13 protein-coding genes are annotated in these 14778 nt (G+C 49.5%); 8 read left to right on the forward strand and 5 right to left on the reverse strand.

Annotated features, from left to right (window positions below):
- The 5 genes from B5D58_RS12205 to adk all read right to left on the reverse strand — a co-directional run.
- Nucleotides 1-284 (reverse strand): transposase (locus B5D58_RS12205; protein WP_078737691.1); only part of this gene is annotated, 284 nt, incomplete at its 3' end.
- Between the two features lie 90 nt (nucleotides 285-374).
- Entirely contained in the window at nucleotides 375-1106 is a 732-nt protein-coding gene (locus B5D58_RS12210) for a DUF3750 domain-containing protein (RefSeq protein WP_011112473.1), read from the reverse strand.
- 372 nt (nucleotides 1107-1478) lie between these two features.
- The gene (locus tag B5D58_RS12220) at nucleotides 1479-3536 is read right to left on the reverse strand and encodes a sodium-translocating pyrophosphatase (protein WP_011112471.1); all 2058 of its coding nucleotides are present in this window, start codon (nucleotides 3534-3536) and stop codon (nucleotides 1479-1481) included.
- Between the two features lie 139 nt (nucleotides 3537-3675).
- The gene (locus B5D58_RS12225) at nucleotides 3676-4935 is read right to left on the reverse strand and encodes a 6-phosphofructokinase (protein WP_011112470.1); all 1260 of its coding nucleotides are present in this window, start codon (nucleotides 4933-4935) and stop codon (nucleotides 3676-3678) included.
- 63 nt (nucleotides 4936-4998) lie between these two features.
- Complete coding sequence (gene adk, locus B5D58_RS12230) at nucleotides 4999-5661, reverse strand: adenylate kinase (protein ID WP_041357249.1); 663 nt, start codon at nucleotides 5659-5661, stop codon at nucleotides 4999-5001.
- 277 nt (nucleotides 5662-5938) lie between these two features.
- Between adk and recA the strand changes: the two genes are divergently transcribed.
- From recA to B5D58_RS12270, 8 genes are all read left to right on the forward strand, one after another.
- A complete protein-coding gene (gene recA / locus B5D58_RS12235; protein WP_011112468.1) occupies nucleotides 5939-6970 on the forward strand; it encodes a recombinase RecA in 1032 nt (343 codons plus the stop codon).
- A 2-nt stretch (nucleotides 6971-6972) separates the two neighbouring features.
- Nucleotides 6973-7413 (forward strand): recombination regulator RecX, encoded by a 441-nt coding sequence (gene recX / locus B5D58_RS12240; RefSeq protein ID WP_011112467.1) that lies wholly within the window; start codon nucleotides 6973-6975, stop codon nucleotides 7411-7413.
- Between the two features lie 59 nt (nucleotides 7414-7472).
- Nucleotides 7473-10064: an alanine--tRNA ligase gene (gene alaS, locus B5D58_RS12245; protein ID WP_011112466.1), complete on the forward strand. Its 2592-nt coding sequence runs from the start codon at nucleotides 7473-7475 to the stop codon at nucleotides 10062-10064.
- Nucleotides 10065-10207: 143 nt separating this feature from the next.
- Nucleotides 10208-11161 carry a thioredoxin-disulfide reductase gene (gene trxB / locus B5D58_RS12250; protein WP_011112465.1) on the forward strand — a complete coding sequence of 318 codons (954 nt, stop codon included), beginning with the start codon at nucleotides 10208-10210 and terminating at the stop codon, nucleotides 11159-11161.
- 32 nt (nucleotides 11162-11193) lie between these two features.
- Nucleotides 11194-11760, forward strand: a complete 567-nt coding sequence (locus B5D58_RS12255; RefSeq protein ID WP_011112464.1) for a Smr/MutS family protein — start codon at nucleotides 11194-11196, stop codon at nucleotides 11758-11760.
- 306 nt (nucleotides 11761-12066) lie between these two features.
- Entirely contained in the window at nucleotides 12067-13686 is a 1620-nt protein-coding gene (locus tag B5D58_RS12260; RefSeq protein ID WP_011112463.1) for a SulP family inorganic anion transporter, read from the forward strand.
- Nucleotides 13687-13724: 38 nt separating this feature from the next.
- Nucleotides 13725-14351 (forward strand): carbonic anhydrase family protein, encoded by a 627-nt coding sequence (locus B5D58_RS12265; RefSeq protein WP_011112462.1) that lies wholly within the window; start codon nucleotides 13725-13727, stop codon nucleotides 14349-14351.
- A 206-nt stretch (nucleotides 14352-14557) separates the two neighbouring features.
- Nucleotides 14558-14778 (forward strand): helix-turn-helix domain-containing protein (locus B5D58_RS12270; RefSeq protein ID WP_143779584.1); only part of this gene is annotated, 221 nt, incomplete at its 3' end.

The following is a 14778-nucleotide window of genomic DNA, read 5'->3' on the forward strand; positions in this document are numbered from 1 at the left end:
ATCGTACTATCCAGCGACATGTGATCCACTTCCAGCTGTATCAGCTTGTTTTGCTGAAGCGCGAGGAAAACCCGATCCAGGACGCCATTCCTGGCCCAACGGTTGGCGCGCGTGTAAATGCTGTGCCAATTGCCGAATTTCACAGGCAGACCACGCCACTTACAGCCGTGCTCTGCAACATACAGAATCGCGTTGAGCACTTCCAAATTCGAAAGTGTGACGTTACCCCGTTGTATCGGCAGTAGATTTTCAATAAGCTTGAATTGCGATGCAGATATTTCCATTCGGTAATTTTAATACAAATAGTGTTAACAGACCCTAGTAGTATCCGGTTAAAAACCGAACAAATTTAGTTAGAAAAATCAGCCTGATCTTTATACCGACAAATCAATTCGCCCAATCAAGGGTAATTTGATGGCCAATGGATCCGGCTTGATTCCGAAAGTCAATCCAAGTATGTTGATTTCAAAACCTTCCACATCACTGACAATAATCCCGAACAGACCGAGTACAGATAACTGCCAGCCACTGCCGCTTGGTGCCGTGGCTGTCATGCTGTTTCCCAGATAATCCTTGCCGATGGCTGTTGGTGGCAGATCCAGACCGATTTCCGGCACGGCTCGAGATAACCATGCGGTAAACGTATTCGAATTTGGACCTGGCCAGATCGTATATTCTTTTGAGTAAGGGTAAGTTTGTACTGTCTTGTCAATACGTTTGATCAGTTCATCCACACCTTCTCCTCGCTTTTCCGCAAGCAACATCGGTGCATTACCAAACCAGCGTTTATCTGGCGCCTGTTCATGAATTGCAACAACTGAACCACCCCAGCGGGCATACCATCCAGCGACTTCGTACACTGTAAATGATTCGGCGTGAGAGGGTTTGACAGCAAACCAGGTGTGTACACCAAAAATTCCCCGCCAGCTGTAGGCACGTGCAGCATATACCTGAATGACCGCTTCTGGTGTTTCAGCCGGATCGGGCGCAAGCCCTGTCCGTGCACGACTTGCCGTTCTCCAGTCAGAGCTTCCGAAATTACAGCTCGTTACAATAGCGATAAGCGCAAGAACAATTACATAATTGCCAATATTTTTGACAGACATCGCTCGTCCAAAATAGATTCTGGTGTTGGGTTATTCGCTGGGGCAGGGTAATCGTATACTGCCAAATATCCTCACCCGACCGGGGAAATCCAATATGAGAGCAGCATCATGCAGCATGTTCAGCCAAATACTCAAGCTCATTCTGCGTACCGGCTGTGATGGATTGTCAAGGAGGCTGGGGCAAAATCTTACAGTAGTAAGGAAGGCAGTGAAGCTATGCCTCGTCCTGGATCATAACGGCTACTTGTCCGCTCCGGCATCATTATCGACGGGTAAGGTCGTGGAGGTCAAAGTGGACGAGATAATGGTTGGGTGTGTAAAAAAGCCCACCAAATTTGGCGGGCTTTTTTAGCAATGGCGCCTGATTCCCGGTTACAGCAGCGGGATGATCAGTAACGCTACGATATTGATAATTTTGATTAACGGGTTGATGGCAGGGCCAGCAGTATCTTTGTAGGGATCGCCAACCGTGTCGCCTGTTACGGCAGCCTTATGAGCATCGCTGCCTTTACCGCCGTAGTTGCCATCTTCAATGTATTTCTTTGCATTGTCCCACGCACCACCACCGGCAGTCATGGAGATTGCAATGAACAGGCCTGTGACGATTGAACCCATCAGTACGCCACCCAGAGCTTGCGGACCGAGGAAAACGCCAACCAGCACCGGAATCAATACAGGCAGTAGAGATGGAACGATCATTTCCCGGATTGCAGCTTTGGTGAGCATATCGACTGCACGGGAATAATCAGGTTTGCGGGAGCCGTCCATGATTCCCGGAATTTCCTTGAACTGCCTGCGAACTTCAAGGACAACGGAACCCGCTGCGCGGCCGACTGCTTCCATTGACATTGCACCAAACAGGAAAGGCACCATCCCGCCGATAAACAGCCCGATGATTACCAGATGATTGGATAAATCGAAAGTCATTAATTTGTTGGCATGTTCGAGACCATGGGTATAGTCGGCAAACAGAACCAGGGCAGCCAGGCCGGCTGATCCGATGGCATAACCTTTGGTAACGGCCTTGGTCGTGTTGCCTACTGCATCCAGCGGATCGGTAACGGCACGTACGGATTCAGGCATGCCTGCCATTTCAGCGATACCACCCGCGTTGTCAGTGATTGGGCCATAGGCATCCAGTGCGACGATGATTCCGGTCATGGACAACATGGCGGTGGCAGCGATCGCGATTCCATAAAGACCGGCAAGTGAGTAAGCGACGATGATACTTGCACAGACTGCCAGTACAGGTGCTGCAGTTGCACGCATCCCTACACCGAGACCAGCGATGATATTTGTGGCATGTCCGGTAGTAGAGGCGTTGGCGATATGCTGTACCGGTGGATATTCAGTAGAAGTATAGTATTCGGTGATGACGACCATTAGACCGGTGAGAACCAGGCCGATGGTTGTGCTGGCAAACAGACGCATGATCAGTTCACCTCCACCTACTTCGGTACCATCCAGCGTCAGAGTGGCGCCCCCCATGAACCATACGGTGATAGGCAGGTAGGCGAAGAAAGCAATTCCACCGGCAACTGCCAGTCCGCGATACAGGGCGTTCATGATTTTGCCGCCTTCACGCATTTTGACGAAATAGCAACCGATGATTGAAGCAACGATAGAGGCTGCGCCCAGTGCGAGCGGGTAAACGGCTGCATCACCGGTACCGGTTTTGAACAACAGGGCACCCAGCAGCATGGTGGCAATGATCGTGACCGCGTAGGTTTCGAACAGGTCGGCTGCCATTCCTGCACAGTCACCCACGTTATCACCCACGTTGTCTGCAATGACTGCAGGATTGCGCGGATCATCTTCAGGGATTCCAGCTTCGACCTTACCGACCAGGTCTGCACCAACGTCTGCACCTTTGGTAAAAATGCCGCCACCCAGCCGTGCGAAAATCGAAATCAACGATCCACCAAAGGCAAAGCCGATCAGCGGGTGGATGAGATCACTGATACTGCTGGTTTCATCTGCGCCACTGACGAGCAGTGCGGTATAACCTGCTACACCAAGCAATCCGAGTCCAACGACCAGCATTCCGGTCACGGCGCCGCCACGAAAAGCGATGGCCAATGCTTCATTCAGACCACTGCGTGCGGCTTCGGCTGTCCGTACGTTGGACTGGACTGAAACGTTCATGCCCATGAAACCGGCCAGACCGGAAAGTATTGCACCCAGAGCAAAACCGATGGCTGTGTTCCAGGAAAGTGCCAGGCCGATGATGACGAATAAAACCGTCCCCACCATGCCAATTGTCAGATATTGTCGCTTGAGATAGGCCGACGCACCTTCCTGTACGGCGGCTGCAATTTCCTGCATACGTGAATCACCAGCGGATTGTGCGTAAATACGCCGAATCCACAGGCCACTAAAAATCAGGGCAAGTATCGCGCTGCAGATTGCAATCGTTAAACCGTTTGCCATAAAGAACTCCAGTTAAAATCAGACCACCCTAATATATATACGGAGCCAGGCCTGACGGCCCCGCATCAATCCACAATCAAAACCATGAACAGCCTAAATGCATATTTTATATGCTCTTGCCGTCAAAAAACAAAACAGATTAAATTTTGAACTCAGCCAGCTTTTTAGTTACTGCAACATTTTTCAGCCTGACATAATCAGGTAGTCCGTTTTTATACGGCGGGTAATCTTCTCCTTCGATCAGTGGGCTGAGGTATTCACGACATTTGCCGGTAATGCCGAAACCATCTTCACTGATGAAATCTGCGGGCATCATCTTTTCCACATTTGCCACTTTGGAAAGCTCGACCATACCGGTTTTCCAGGCGTAGGGCGAACTGGAGATACGTTCGATGGTCGGCATGACGGAATTATGTCCGGCAATCGCGTATTCTACTGCTGCTTTACCCATGGCATAGGCTTGCTCCACGTCTGTGCCGGAAGCAATATGCCGCGCAGCACGCTGCAGATAATCAGCGACACCCCAGTGATATTTCAGCCCCAAACCATTTTTGACGATATTCGCAATTACCGGCGCTACTCCGCCTAACTGAGCGTGCCCGAAGGCATCGCGCAATCCCTGATCGGACAGAAATTTGCCATCGGTACCTTTTACGCCCTCTGATACTACAACCGTACAATAGCCGTATTCTTTGACGTAATGATCCGTTTTGGCCAGAAACTTTTCCTGATCAAAAGTAACTTCCGGGAACAGGATAATGATCGGAACCTCGTGATCTTCATTGGAAGCCAGCCCGCCTGCAGCTGCAATCCATCCCGCATGGCGGCCCATTACTTCCAGAATGAATACTTTGGTTGAAGTTTTGGCCATGCTGGCCACATCGAAACTTGCTTCCAGCATGGAAACGGCAATATATTTTGCAACTGAGCCGAATCCCGGGCAACAATCAGTGATGGGCAGATCGTTGTCAACCGTCTTGGGTACATGAATTGCCTGAATCGGATAACCGAGTGTGCCGGCAAGCTGTGAGACTTTCAGGCAGGTATCGGCCGAATCACCACCGCCGTTATAGAAGAAATAACCGATGTCATGGGCCTTGAATACTTCGATCAGACGCTCGTATTCGCGCCGGTTGTCTTCCAGGCTTTTCAGTTTGTAGCGACAGGAGCCAAAAGCACCGGAGGGCGTATGGCGCAGTGCCCGGATTGCTTCAGTGGATTCTGCACTGGTATCGATCAGATCTTCGGTCAGTGCTCCGATGATGCCGTTACGCCCGGCGTAAACTTTCCCGATTTTGTCGGAATGTGCTCGTGCCGTTTCCAGTAAACCTGCTGCTGAAGCATTGATTACAGCAGTTACACCGCCAGATTGAGCATAGAACGCATTTTTTATAGCCATTTTCTACTCCTGGTTGATCAAAACCTGTTTTTCAAGAACCGGGTAATGGTTTCCGCGGCACACTCATTTGGTCTGTTTGAGTGCTGCGATAATATTTTCCTGTATGGCTTCTACATTGCCGGTTCCGGCAATTTTGATGTAACCTGGCGCATTGGGATCACCGCTGTTCGCCCATTCGAAGTAGTATCCAACCAATGGCCGGGTTTGTTCATGATAGACCTGCAGGCGCTTACGCACGGTTTCTTCCCGGTCATCCTCACGTAGAACCAGTGCCTCGCCGGTAACATCATCCCGGTCGGCGACTGCCGGCGGATTGAACTCGATATGATAAATCCGGCCTGATGGCGGATGTACACGACGCCCGGACAAACGCTTTATGATTTCGGCATCGGGCACATCAATTTCGATGACATGATCTATGTGTACGTTGGCCGTCCTGAGTGCATCAGCCTGAGGAATGGTGCGGGGGAAACCATCGAATAGAAAGCCATTGGCACAATCCGGTTCTTCAATTCGCTTGCGTACCAGATCGATGATGATTTCATCTGGCACCAGACCGCCGGATTCCATGATTTTTTTTGCCATCATGCCCAGCTCTGTCCCTGCTTTTACAGCATTACGGAGAATATCGCCGGTAGAAATCTGGGGTATGGAAAAACATTCACGGATAAAACTTGCCTGCGTGCCTTTGCCCGCTCCTGGCGCGCCCAGTAAGATGATACGAATGTTGGCCTCCTTGAGTATTGTCGGGGATGGTGAACATCCCGCAGTGGTGTGTGCCGCGGATAGCCTGTGAAAAGCCGTTGCAAGCAGCCGGGTCAGGCAGATCGGCACCCTTTCCTTTATAGTTTGCTGCCGATTATATCCCAGGCAGGTTGGCAGCTTGAAGTTTTTGGGACTGATCAGAGGTTCTTTAGCGTGCCGGCATAATGGCAGACGTCGGATCACGTTTTTTACAGACCGAATATGCGATAATTTCAGCCTGCTTTTTTCGGGAATAATCATGGACGAAAACAAAAATAAGGCACTTTCAGCAGCGCTTGCCCAGATTGAGAAGCAGTACGGCAAGGGTTCGATCATGCGGCTTGGCGACAGTGATGTGGCAAAAGATATTCAGGTGGTATCCACGGGTTCGCTGGGTCTGGATATTGCACTGGGTGTGGGCGGCCTTCCGCGCGGACGCATCATCGAGATTTACGGACCGGAATCTTCGGGTAAAACTACCCTGACGCTGCAAGCTATAGCCGAAATGCAGAAACTGGGCGGGACGGCGGCTTTTATCGATGCGGAACATGCACTGGATCCGCAGTATGCTCAGAAAATCGGCGTCAATGTTCAGGAATTACTGATTTCCCAGCCGGATAACGGTGAACAGGCACTGGAAATTACCGATATGCTGGTTCGATCCGGATCGGTCGATGTGGTGGTGGTCGACTCAGTGGCAGCGCTGACTCCCCGTGCTGAAATAGAAGGGGAGATGGGTGAGCCGCAGATGGGGCTGCAGGCAAGGCTCATGTCCCAGGCTTTGCGCAAGCTGACGGCCAATATCAAGCGTACCAATACCATGGTGATTTTCATCAACCAGATACGTATGAAGATCGGGGTGATATTTGGTAATCCTGAGACGACCACGGGAGGAAATGCGCTGAAATTTTATGCTTCTGTGCGTCTGGATATCCGCCGTACTGGTTCGATCAAGCGTGGTGAGGAAATGGTCGGGAACGAAACCCGGGTCAAGATCGTTAAAAACAAGGTTGCCCCACCTTTCAAACAGGCAGATTTCGATATTTTGTATGGCGAAGGTATCTCGCGTGAAAGCGAAATCATCGAACTCGGTGTATTGCACAAATTGATCGAGAAAGCGGGGGCCTGGTACTCCTATAATGGCGAAAAGATAGGGCAGGGCAAGGATAATGTGCGTGATTATCTGAAAGAGCACAAGAGTATTGCGCATGAGATCGAGCAGAAAATACGCGCTGCCGTCGGGCTTGCAGAGACAGACAGTCGGGTTGTTCCACCCTCCTCCGGTGAATAAGGATGAGCTTGTATGCGCGTGCACTGGAATGTCTTGCGCGACGGGAGTATTCACGGCACGAGCTGGAAAAGAAATTATCCTGTCACGAGCAGTTGCCCGATGAGCTGAAAAGTGTTCTCGACAGGCTTGAACAGCAAAAACTGCTATCCGATGAAAGAGCAGTCGAGCAAATTCTGCACGCGCGCAGTCGCAAATATGGAAGCAAGCGGATACGTTACGAGCTGCAGATGAAGGGAATTGCCGATCATCTGATTGAAGCTGCTTTGGGAGAGTTTAAGCAGACGGAATTTTCCAGTGCACACGCGCTGTGGTGCAAAAAATTTGGCGTTGCTCCATCCACGCCGGAAGAACGGGGGAAGCAGATCCGTTACCTGGCAGGAAAAGGTTTTTCTTCCGAAGTGATAAGCAAAGTCTTGTCCGATGCCCGTGAAGCAGAGAATTGAATGATGAGGTTTTACAGTGGACAGGTTTGTACCGCATAACGGTTGCACAAGGTGCTGATATGAAAAGTAGTGAAATCAGACAGAAATTTCTTGAGTTTTTTGAGGCGCGGGGCCATGTCATCGTGCCATCCAGCCCGCTGGTGCCAGGGAATGATCCTACTTTGCTGTTTACCAACGCGGGTATGGTGCAGTTCAAGGATGTGTTTCTTGGCCAGGATAAACGCCCCTATGTTCGGGCTGTCAGTTCACAGCGCTGTGTACGAGCCGGTGGTAAGCATAATGACTTGGAAAATGTGGGCTATACCGCGCGGCACCATACTTTTTTCGAGATGTTGGGTAATTTCAGCTTCGGAGATTATTTCAAACGCAAAGCCATTTTGTTTGCCTGGGAGTTTCTGACTGGCTCGCTCGGCATCCCTAGAGAGAAGTTGTGGGCAACTGTGTATGCGGAGGACGATGAAGCAGCGGATATCTGGCTCAACGAAGTAGGGATTGATCCCTCACGGCTGGTTCGCATCGCGACATCGGATAATTTCTGGCAGATGGGAGATACAGGCCCTTGCGGCCCTTGTTCAGAAATTTTTTACGATCACGGGCCTGCTGTGGCGGGTGGGCCGCCCGGATCAGAGAATGCAGAGGGTGACCGTTATATCGAAATCTGGAATCTGGTGTTCATGCAGTACAACCGTGATGCCAGTGGTGAATTGCATCCATTACCTAAACCCTCGGTGGATACCGGTATGGGACTGGAACGTATTGCAGCGGTCATGCAGCAGGTGCATAGTAATTATGAAATCGATCTGTTCCGCAGCCTGATCGAGGCCGCAGCCAGAGTAACGGGTTCCAAGGATCTCTCAAACAACTCGCTTAAGGTCATAGCAGATCATATTCGTGCCTGCGCCTTTCTGATTACCGATGGTGTCATTCCCGGTAATGAAGGTCGGGGTTACGTGTTGCGGCGTATCCTGCGTCGTGCCATTCGTCATGGATATCGGTTGGGGCAGAAGCAGCCATTCTTTTATCTGCTGGTGGATGATCTGGTTGATGTTATGGGACCGGCTTATCCCGAATTGACACGAGCCAGAAAGCATGTAGCCGGCGTTATCAGGCAGGAAGAGGAGCGTTTCGCCGAAACACTGGAAAATGGCATGGAAGTGCTGGAGGCAGCGCTATCCCATGGAAACGAGACGCTCTCAGGGGAAATCGTTTTTCGCCTGTACGATACCTTTGGTTTTCCGGTCGACCTGACAGCAGATATTGCCCGGGAGCGAGGTATCGTGATCGATATGGCCGGGTTTGAGACATGTATGGCGCAACAGCGGGATCGCGCTCGTGCCAGTGGCAAATTCACCATGCAGACAGGCCTTGAATATACCGGACAACCAACCGAGTTTCATGGCTATGCTACGCTGCAGCACGAGGCGCAGATTCTGGCGTTATACAAACAGGGTAGTCGTGTGGATTTTATAGAAGCCGATGACGAAGCCGTGGTCGTACTCGACCAGACTCCTTTTTACGCAGAATCGGGTGGACAGGCGGGTGACAGCGGAGAGTTGCTGTCAGGGAGTGGCACATTTACCGTAAACGATACCCAGAAAATACAAGCCGGGGTATTCGGCCATAATGGAATGCTGAGCAGTGGCCGGATGGCAATAGGTGATCGGGTGATCGCCAGAGTCGATCAGATTGCACGAACCAATACTGCTTACAATCACTCTGCGACGCATTTGCTGCACGCCGCATTGCGCCAGGTATTGGGTAATCATGTCACACAAAAGGGATCACTGGTGGATGCCAGCAGGTTGCGCTTCGACTTTTCGCATAACAGCGCCATGCAAGAGAATGAGATACGTCAGGTTGAAAATCTGGTTAATGCCCAAATACGTAAGAACCATGAAGTTGCGACACAGTTGATGACCTATGATGACGCTGTCAAGCAGGGAGCCATGGCATTGTTCGGTGAAAAATATGGCGATACGGTGCGCGTTGTGGCAATGGGTGATTTTTCAACTGAATTGTGTGGTGGTACGCATGTGAGTTACAGCGGGGATATCGGTTTTTTCAGGATCGTTGCCGAATCCGGTGTGGCGGCGGGGATCCGCCGGATAGAGGCACTGACAGGTGATGCAGCACTGGCTTATACGCAGCAACAGGAACAGCAGCTGCAGCAGGTTGCCGATGCGCTCAAAGCAGCACCGCAGGAAGCAGCGCAGAAGCTTTCCCAGATACTGGACAATATTCGGCAAATGGAGAAGGAGATCGCCACTTTACGATCGAAACTTGCCGGCGTGCAAAGCACTTCCCTGATTGAACAGGCACAGGAAATCAAGGGAATCCGGGTGCTGGCGACAACGTTGGAAAACGTCAATGTCAAAACGCTGCGGGAAACACTGGATAATTTCAAGAATCGGTTGAAATCCTGTGTTGTCGTACTCGGGACGATCGAGAAGGATAAAGTGACACTCATTGCCGGTGTGACGGATGATCTGACAGTAAAACTCAAGGCCGGTGATCTGATCAACTTCGTTGCGCAACAAGTGGGCGGAAAAGGTGGTGGGCGTGCTGATATGGCGCAGGCAGGCGGTACGTTACCGGAGAAGCTGCCACAGGCTTTGGCCAGTGTGCCGAGCTGGGTGGAACAAAATCTTTGATCCGTACAGGACGTTTTAAGAAAAATGATGGCAACAGCCGACAGTTTTCCAGGCTGAAGTGTGATTTTTAAAGCTGGCAGGGCTGTAGAGTACTGTCGGCACCAGCCATTTCTGAGAATTTATTCTGATAACTTTATTCAATCATGACGACAACCAGACATTGCAAACTACTTATTCTCGGATCCGGCCCTGCCGGCTATACAGCAGCTATTTATGCGGCGCGTGCCAATCTCAACCCGGTGCTGATTACCGGGATGGCGCAAGGCGGGCAGCTCACGACGACGACCGATGTGGATAACTGGCCGGCTGATGTTGCAGGTGTGCAGGGGCCGGAGCTGATGGAGCGTTTCCTGAAGCATGCCGAGCGTTTTCAGACCGAGGTCATATTCGATCACATTCATACTGCCAATCTGTCAGAGAAACCGTTTGAGCTGATTGGTGATCAGGGGACCTATACCTGTGACGCTCTGATCATTGCAACCGGTGCTTCTGCAAAATATCTCGGGCTACCCTCTGAAGAAGCATTTATGGGGAAAGGTGTTTCAGCCTGTGCGACATGTGATGGTTTCTTCTATAAAAATCAGGATGTTGCAGTGATTGGTGGAGGTAATACTGCGGTGGAGGAAGCGTTGTATCTCTCCAATATTGCCCGTAAGGTGACGGTGGTGCATCGGCGCGATAAATTCCGTTCGGAAAAAATCATGATCGATAAGCTGATGGGAAAGGTGAAAAGCGGCAAGATCGAGTTGGCACTGGATCATGTTCTGGAAGAAGTAAAAGGTGATGACAGCGGTGTCACCGGAATCCGTATCCGCCATGTTCGCGACGATACGGCACGTGATCTGGAGTTACAGGGTGTGTTCATTGCCATTGGACATCACCCCAATACTGATCTGTTTCAGGGGCAGCTGGAAATGAAAAACGGCTACATTATTACGCAAGGCGGTAATGAGGGGAATGCAACGGCGACCAGTATTCCTGGCATATTTGCAGCCGGCGATGTACAGGATCATATTTACCGTCAGGCAATCACCAGCGCGGGCAGCGGCTGTATGGCTGCTCTGGATGCAGAGCGATATCTGGAAAAATCTGCCTGAATACAATAAGTTTCTCGTTTGCATGCGTACAGATGGGGTCGGACGATAAATCTTCATCTGAAGAAGTTGCTGGTGATGAAGATGCCGCTTTGTTCCGCGAGGCTATGCGGGATGTCAGGCCACTTACCCGGACGAAGAAAATCATCCGTGCGCATTCTAAACATCAAGCGCTTCCGCAACCTGGTGCGTCAGACTTGCCGGATATTCAGGATGTTCTTGCTGATGACGGCTGGCAATGGGATATGGCGGAAAGTGAAGAATGGTCGTTTGCTCGTCCGGGTTTGCAGCGGTATACCTTGCGGAAACTGCGACGCGGTAACTGGCCTGTGCAGGATGAACTCGATCTGCACGGCCTGAACCGGGATGAAGCGCGCCGGATACTGGTGATATTTCTGAATCAAGGTGTCCTGCGGGGATTGCGTTGTGTGCGTGTCATCCACGGCAGAGGACTCAGTTCAAGAAACCGCAAACCGGTACTAAAAATTCTGACGGGGAACTGGCTTATGCAACACGGCGATGTGCTCGCTTTTTGTCAGGCATTGCCTGAGCAGGGGGGAAGTGGTGCTGTGCTGGTTCTTCTGAGAAATGCCGATAAATAAGCCATTGTTGCGCATATTTGCTGATTTTAGTGGCCATATACTGAGTACTGAGAAATTTGCCTGATTAATTGATTGAATATCAATGTGATGCCGAGAGATAGAGTAATACCGAATTAACATGATTTTTGTTTATGCTATACCTAATAGGTATAAGAAGGAAGGGCAGATTGTTATAAGGTAAAAATAGACATTCAGTTTGATAGGGCCCGAGTAGTATCCGGGGCCGGATTTTTCCAGATTTTTCACTTGTTTTTATAAGTGATTTCGATTTAAACCGCCAAAAATACTACTTATCACCCACTCAGAATGATGAAACTAGGTAACTTACAAAACCATATGATCCTGCGGGATTTGTATGCCAGTATCGTTGTCTTTTTCGTAGCTTTGCCACTTTGCCTGGGTATAGCCATGGCATCGGGTGCTCCGCTTTTCTCCGGGATTATTGCTGGAATAGTAGGCGGTATCATCGTAGGCATGGCCAGCGGTTCGCAGTTAGGCGTAAGTGGGCCGGCTGCCGGTCTGGCTGTTATCGTCCTCAATGCCATTGCTACGTTAGGTTCGTGGGAAGCATTTCTGCTTTCAGTCATGCTTGCAGGCGTTCTTCAGATAGGCATGGGTTATCTGCGTTTGGGGGCCATTGCCTATTATTTTCCTGTTTCTGTGATCAAGGGGATGCTGAGCGGGATAGGGCTAGTCATCATACTCAAGCAAATTCCTCATGCTCTTGGCTACGATAGGGATTTCGAAGGTGATCTTGCTTTTTTCTCACCTGATGGTGAAAGTACATTGGGATATCTGGTAGACACCCTGTATGACGTTTCACCTGCAGCAATTCTGGTTACTGTGATCTCGATGTCGATACTGCTGCTTTGGGAAATGGTGTTATACAAGAAATACCGTATTTTCCAGATATTGCAGGGGCCGCTGGTAGTCGTCGCAATTGGTATTCTGCTGAGCTATCTTTTCGATGAGTACATTGAGAGTTTGAATTTTGAAACCGATGATCTGGTTAATCTTCCGGTAGCTTTGTCGATACAGGATTTTGCCGGTCAGTTTACCTTTCCGGATTTTTCGCATCTGGCCAATCCGGAAATTTATTTTATTGCCTTGGTCATCGCGGTTATTGCCAGCCTGGAAACGTTGTTGTGTGTGGAAGCAACTGACAAGCTCGATCCACTCAAAAGAGTTACTTCGACCAATCGAGAACTGGTTGCGCAAGGTTTGGGTAATACCGTATCGGGATTGATCGGTGGCCTGCCTGTTACCCAGGTTATCGTCAGAAGCTCTGCAAATATCACTTTTGGGGGACGTACGAAGTTATCGGCCATTTTTCATGGTGTGTTACTGCTTATCTGTGTCATTGTCATCCCCGGTGTCCTTAACATGATTCCGCTGGCTTCACTGGCGTGTATTTTGTTCGTAGTAGGTTATAACCTTGCGAAGCCTTCATTGTTCAAAGCGATGTATGAGTTGGGTTGGACACAGTTTGCTCCCTTCATCGCAACGGTGATTGGCATTCTGCTGACAGATTTGCTGAAGGGGATCGGTATCGGAATGGTAGTAGCCATTTTCTTTATACTCAGATCAAATTTGAAAACTGATTACGAACTTTTTCACGAGAAAAATGATGGGGTGAAAAAGATCAGGCTGGTACTGGCAGAGGATGTTTCATTCCTTAACAAGGGCAGTATCGGTAAAGCACTCAAGGAGTTCGAACCGGATTCATGGGTCATTATTGATGGCAGCGAATCCAAGTATATCGATCACGATATTATCGAGATCATCAGGGATTTCACTGTCAATGCTCATATACGTGATATCAATGTTGAAGTTATCGGTATACCTACTTTGGAAACAAAGAGCAGGTATCAGCGCATCATGGAAACCCGGTACGGGCGGCCTGATTCTCCTGCTGTAAAGAGCTAAAGAAGTTTTTTCTATCACCCTTCAATTAACAGATCAATATGAGAACGCTTACCAGGGAAATGCAGGCACATTTGTCGCCTGAGCAGGCGATACAGCTGTTGAAAGATGGTAATCAGCGTTTTGTGAGCAATCTGAAGCTGAACCGGAACTTGCTGCAGCAGGTGAATGAAACATCCGAAGGGCAATTTCCGTTTGCTGTGATTCTGAGCTGTATCGATTCTCGTACTTCGGCTGAGTTGATATTTGACCAGGGATTGGGAGATATTTTCAGTTGCAGGATAGCAGGTAATATTCTGAATGAAGATATCCTGGGAAGTATGGAGTTTGCCTGTCATATCGCAGGTTCAAAGGTCATCGTGATACTGGGTCATACCAAGTGCGGTGCAGTCCAGGGAGTGTGTCACGGTATTAAACTGGGTAATCTGACTGCTTTGCTGGATAAGCTGCAACCGGTTGTGGATGCAGAATTATCTGGAAAAAATATTTCTGATATTTCAGATCCCGAGTTTATGGAGAATGTCGCGCGCTTGAATGTGCATTATGTAATAAATGAAATTCCTAAACGGAGTCAGGTGATTGCAGAGATGCTCGGCAATGGTAAGGTTGCTCTGGTAGGTGGCATGTATGATGTGGATACGGGGATAGTTACGTTTTACGATAAATAAAAGTTTTTGCTATAACGTTATTTATATATGCTGGCTGGCAGTTTCTACCGTCAGACCATTTTTCAGAGACCCAGTTTGGTCATCAGATTATCTGTAGTAGTTCAGATTTGATCTGACAGCAGGTCTTGCCAAGAGGTGGGATTACCCGGTTTGATAGAGGTGCGAATCTTTATCAACCAAACGCGAAAGCGTAAAGGAGTAATCCCATGAGCAGTGTTCATCATAAAATCATTAAACACAAGATTGGCTTGCTTAATCTGGCAGCTGAGCTTGGCAATGTATCCCGTGCCTGTAAGGTGATGGGTTTTTCTCGCGATACTTTCTATCGCTATCAGGCAGCTGTGGAAACAGGAGGTGTTGAAGCTCTGATAGATGCAAACCGACGTAAGCCCAATATCAAGAACCGTGTAGAAGAAGCGACGGAAGC

Source organism: Nitrosomonas europaea (genome assembly GCF_900167395.1).
Taxonomy (GTDB): Bacteria; Pseudomonadota; Gammaproteobacteria; order Burkholderiales; family Nitrosomonadaceae; genus Nitrosomonas; species Nitrosomonas europaea.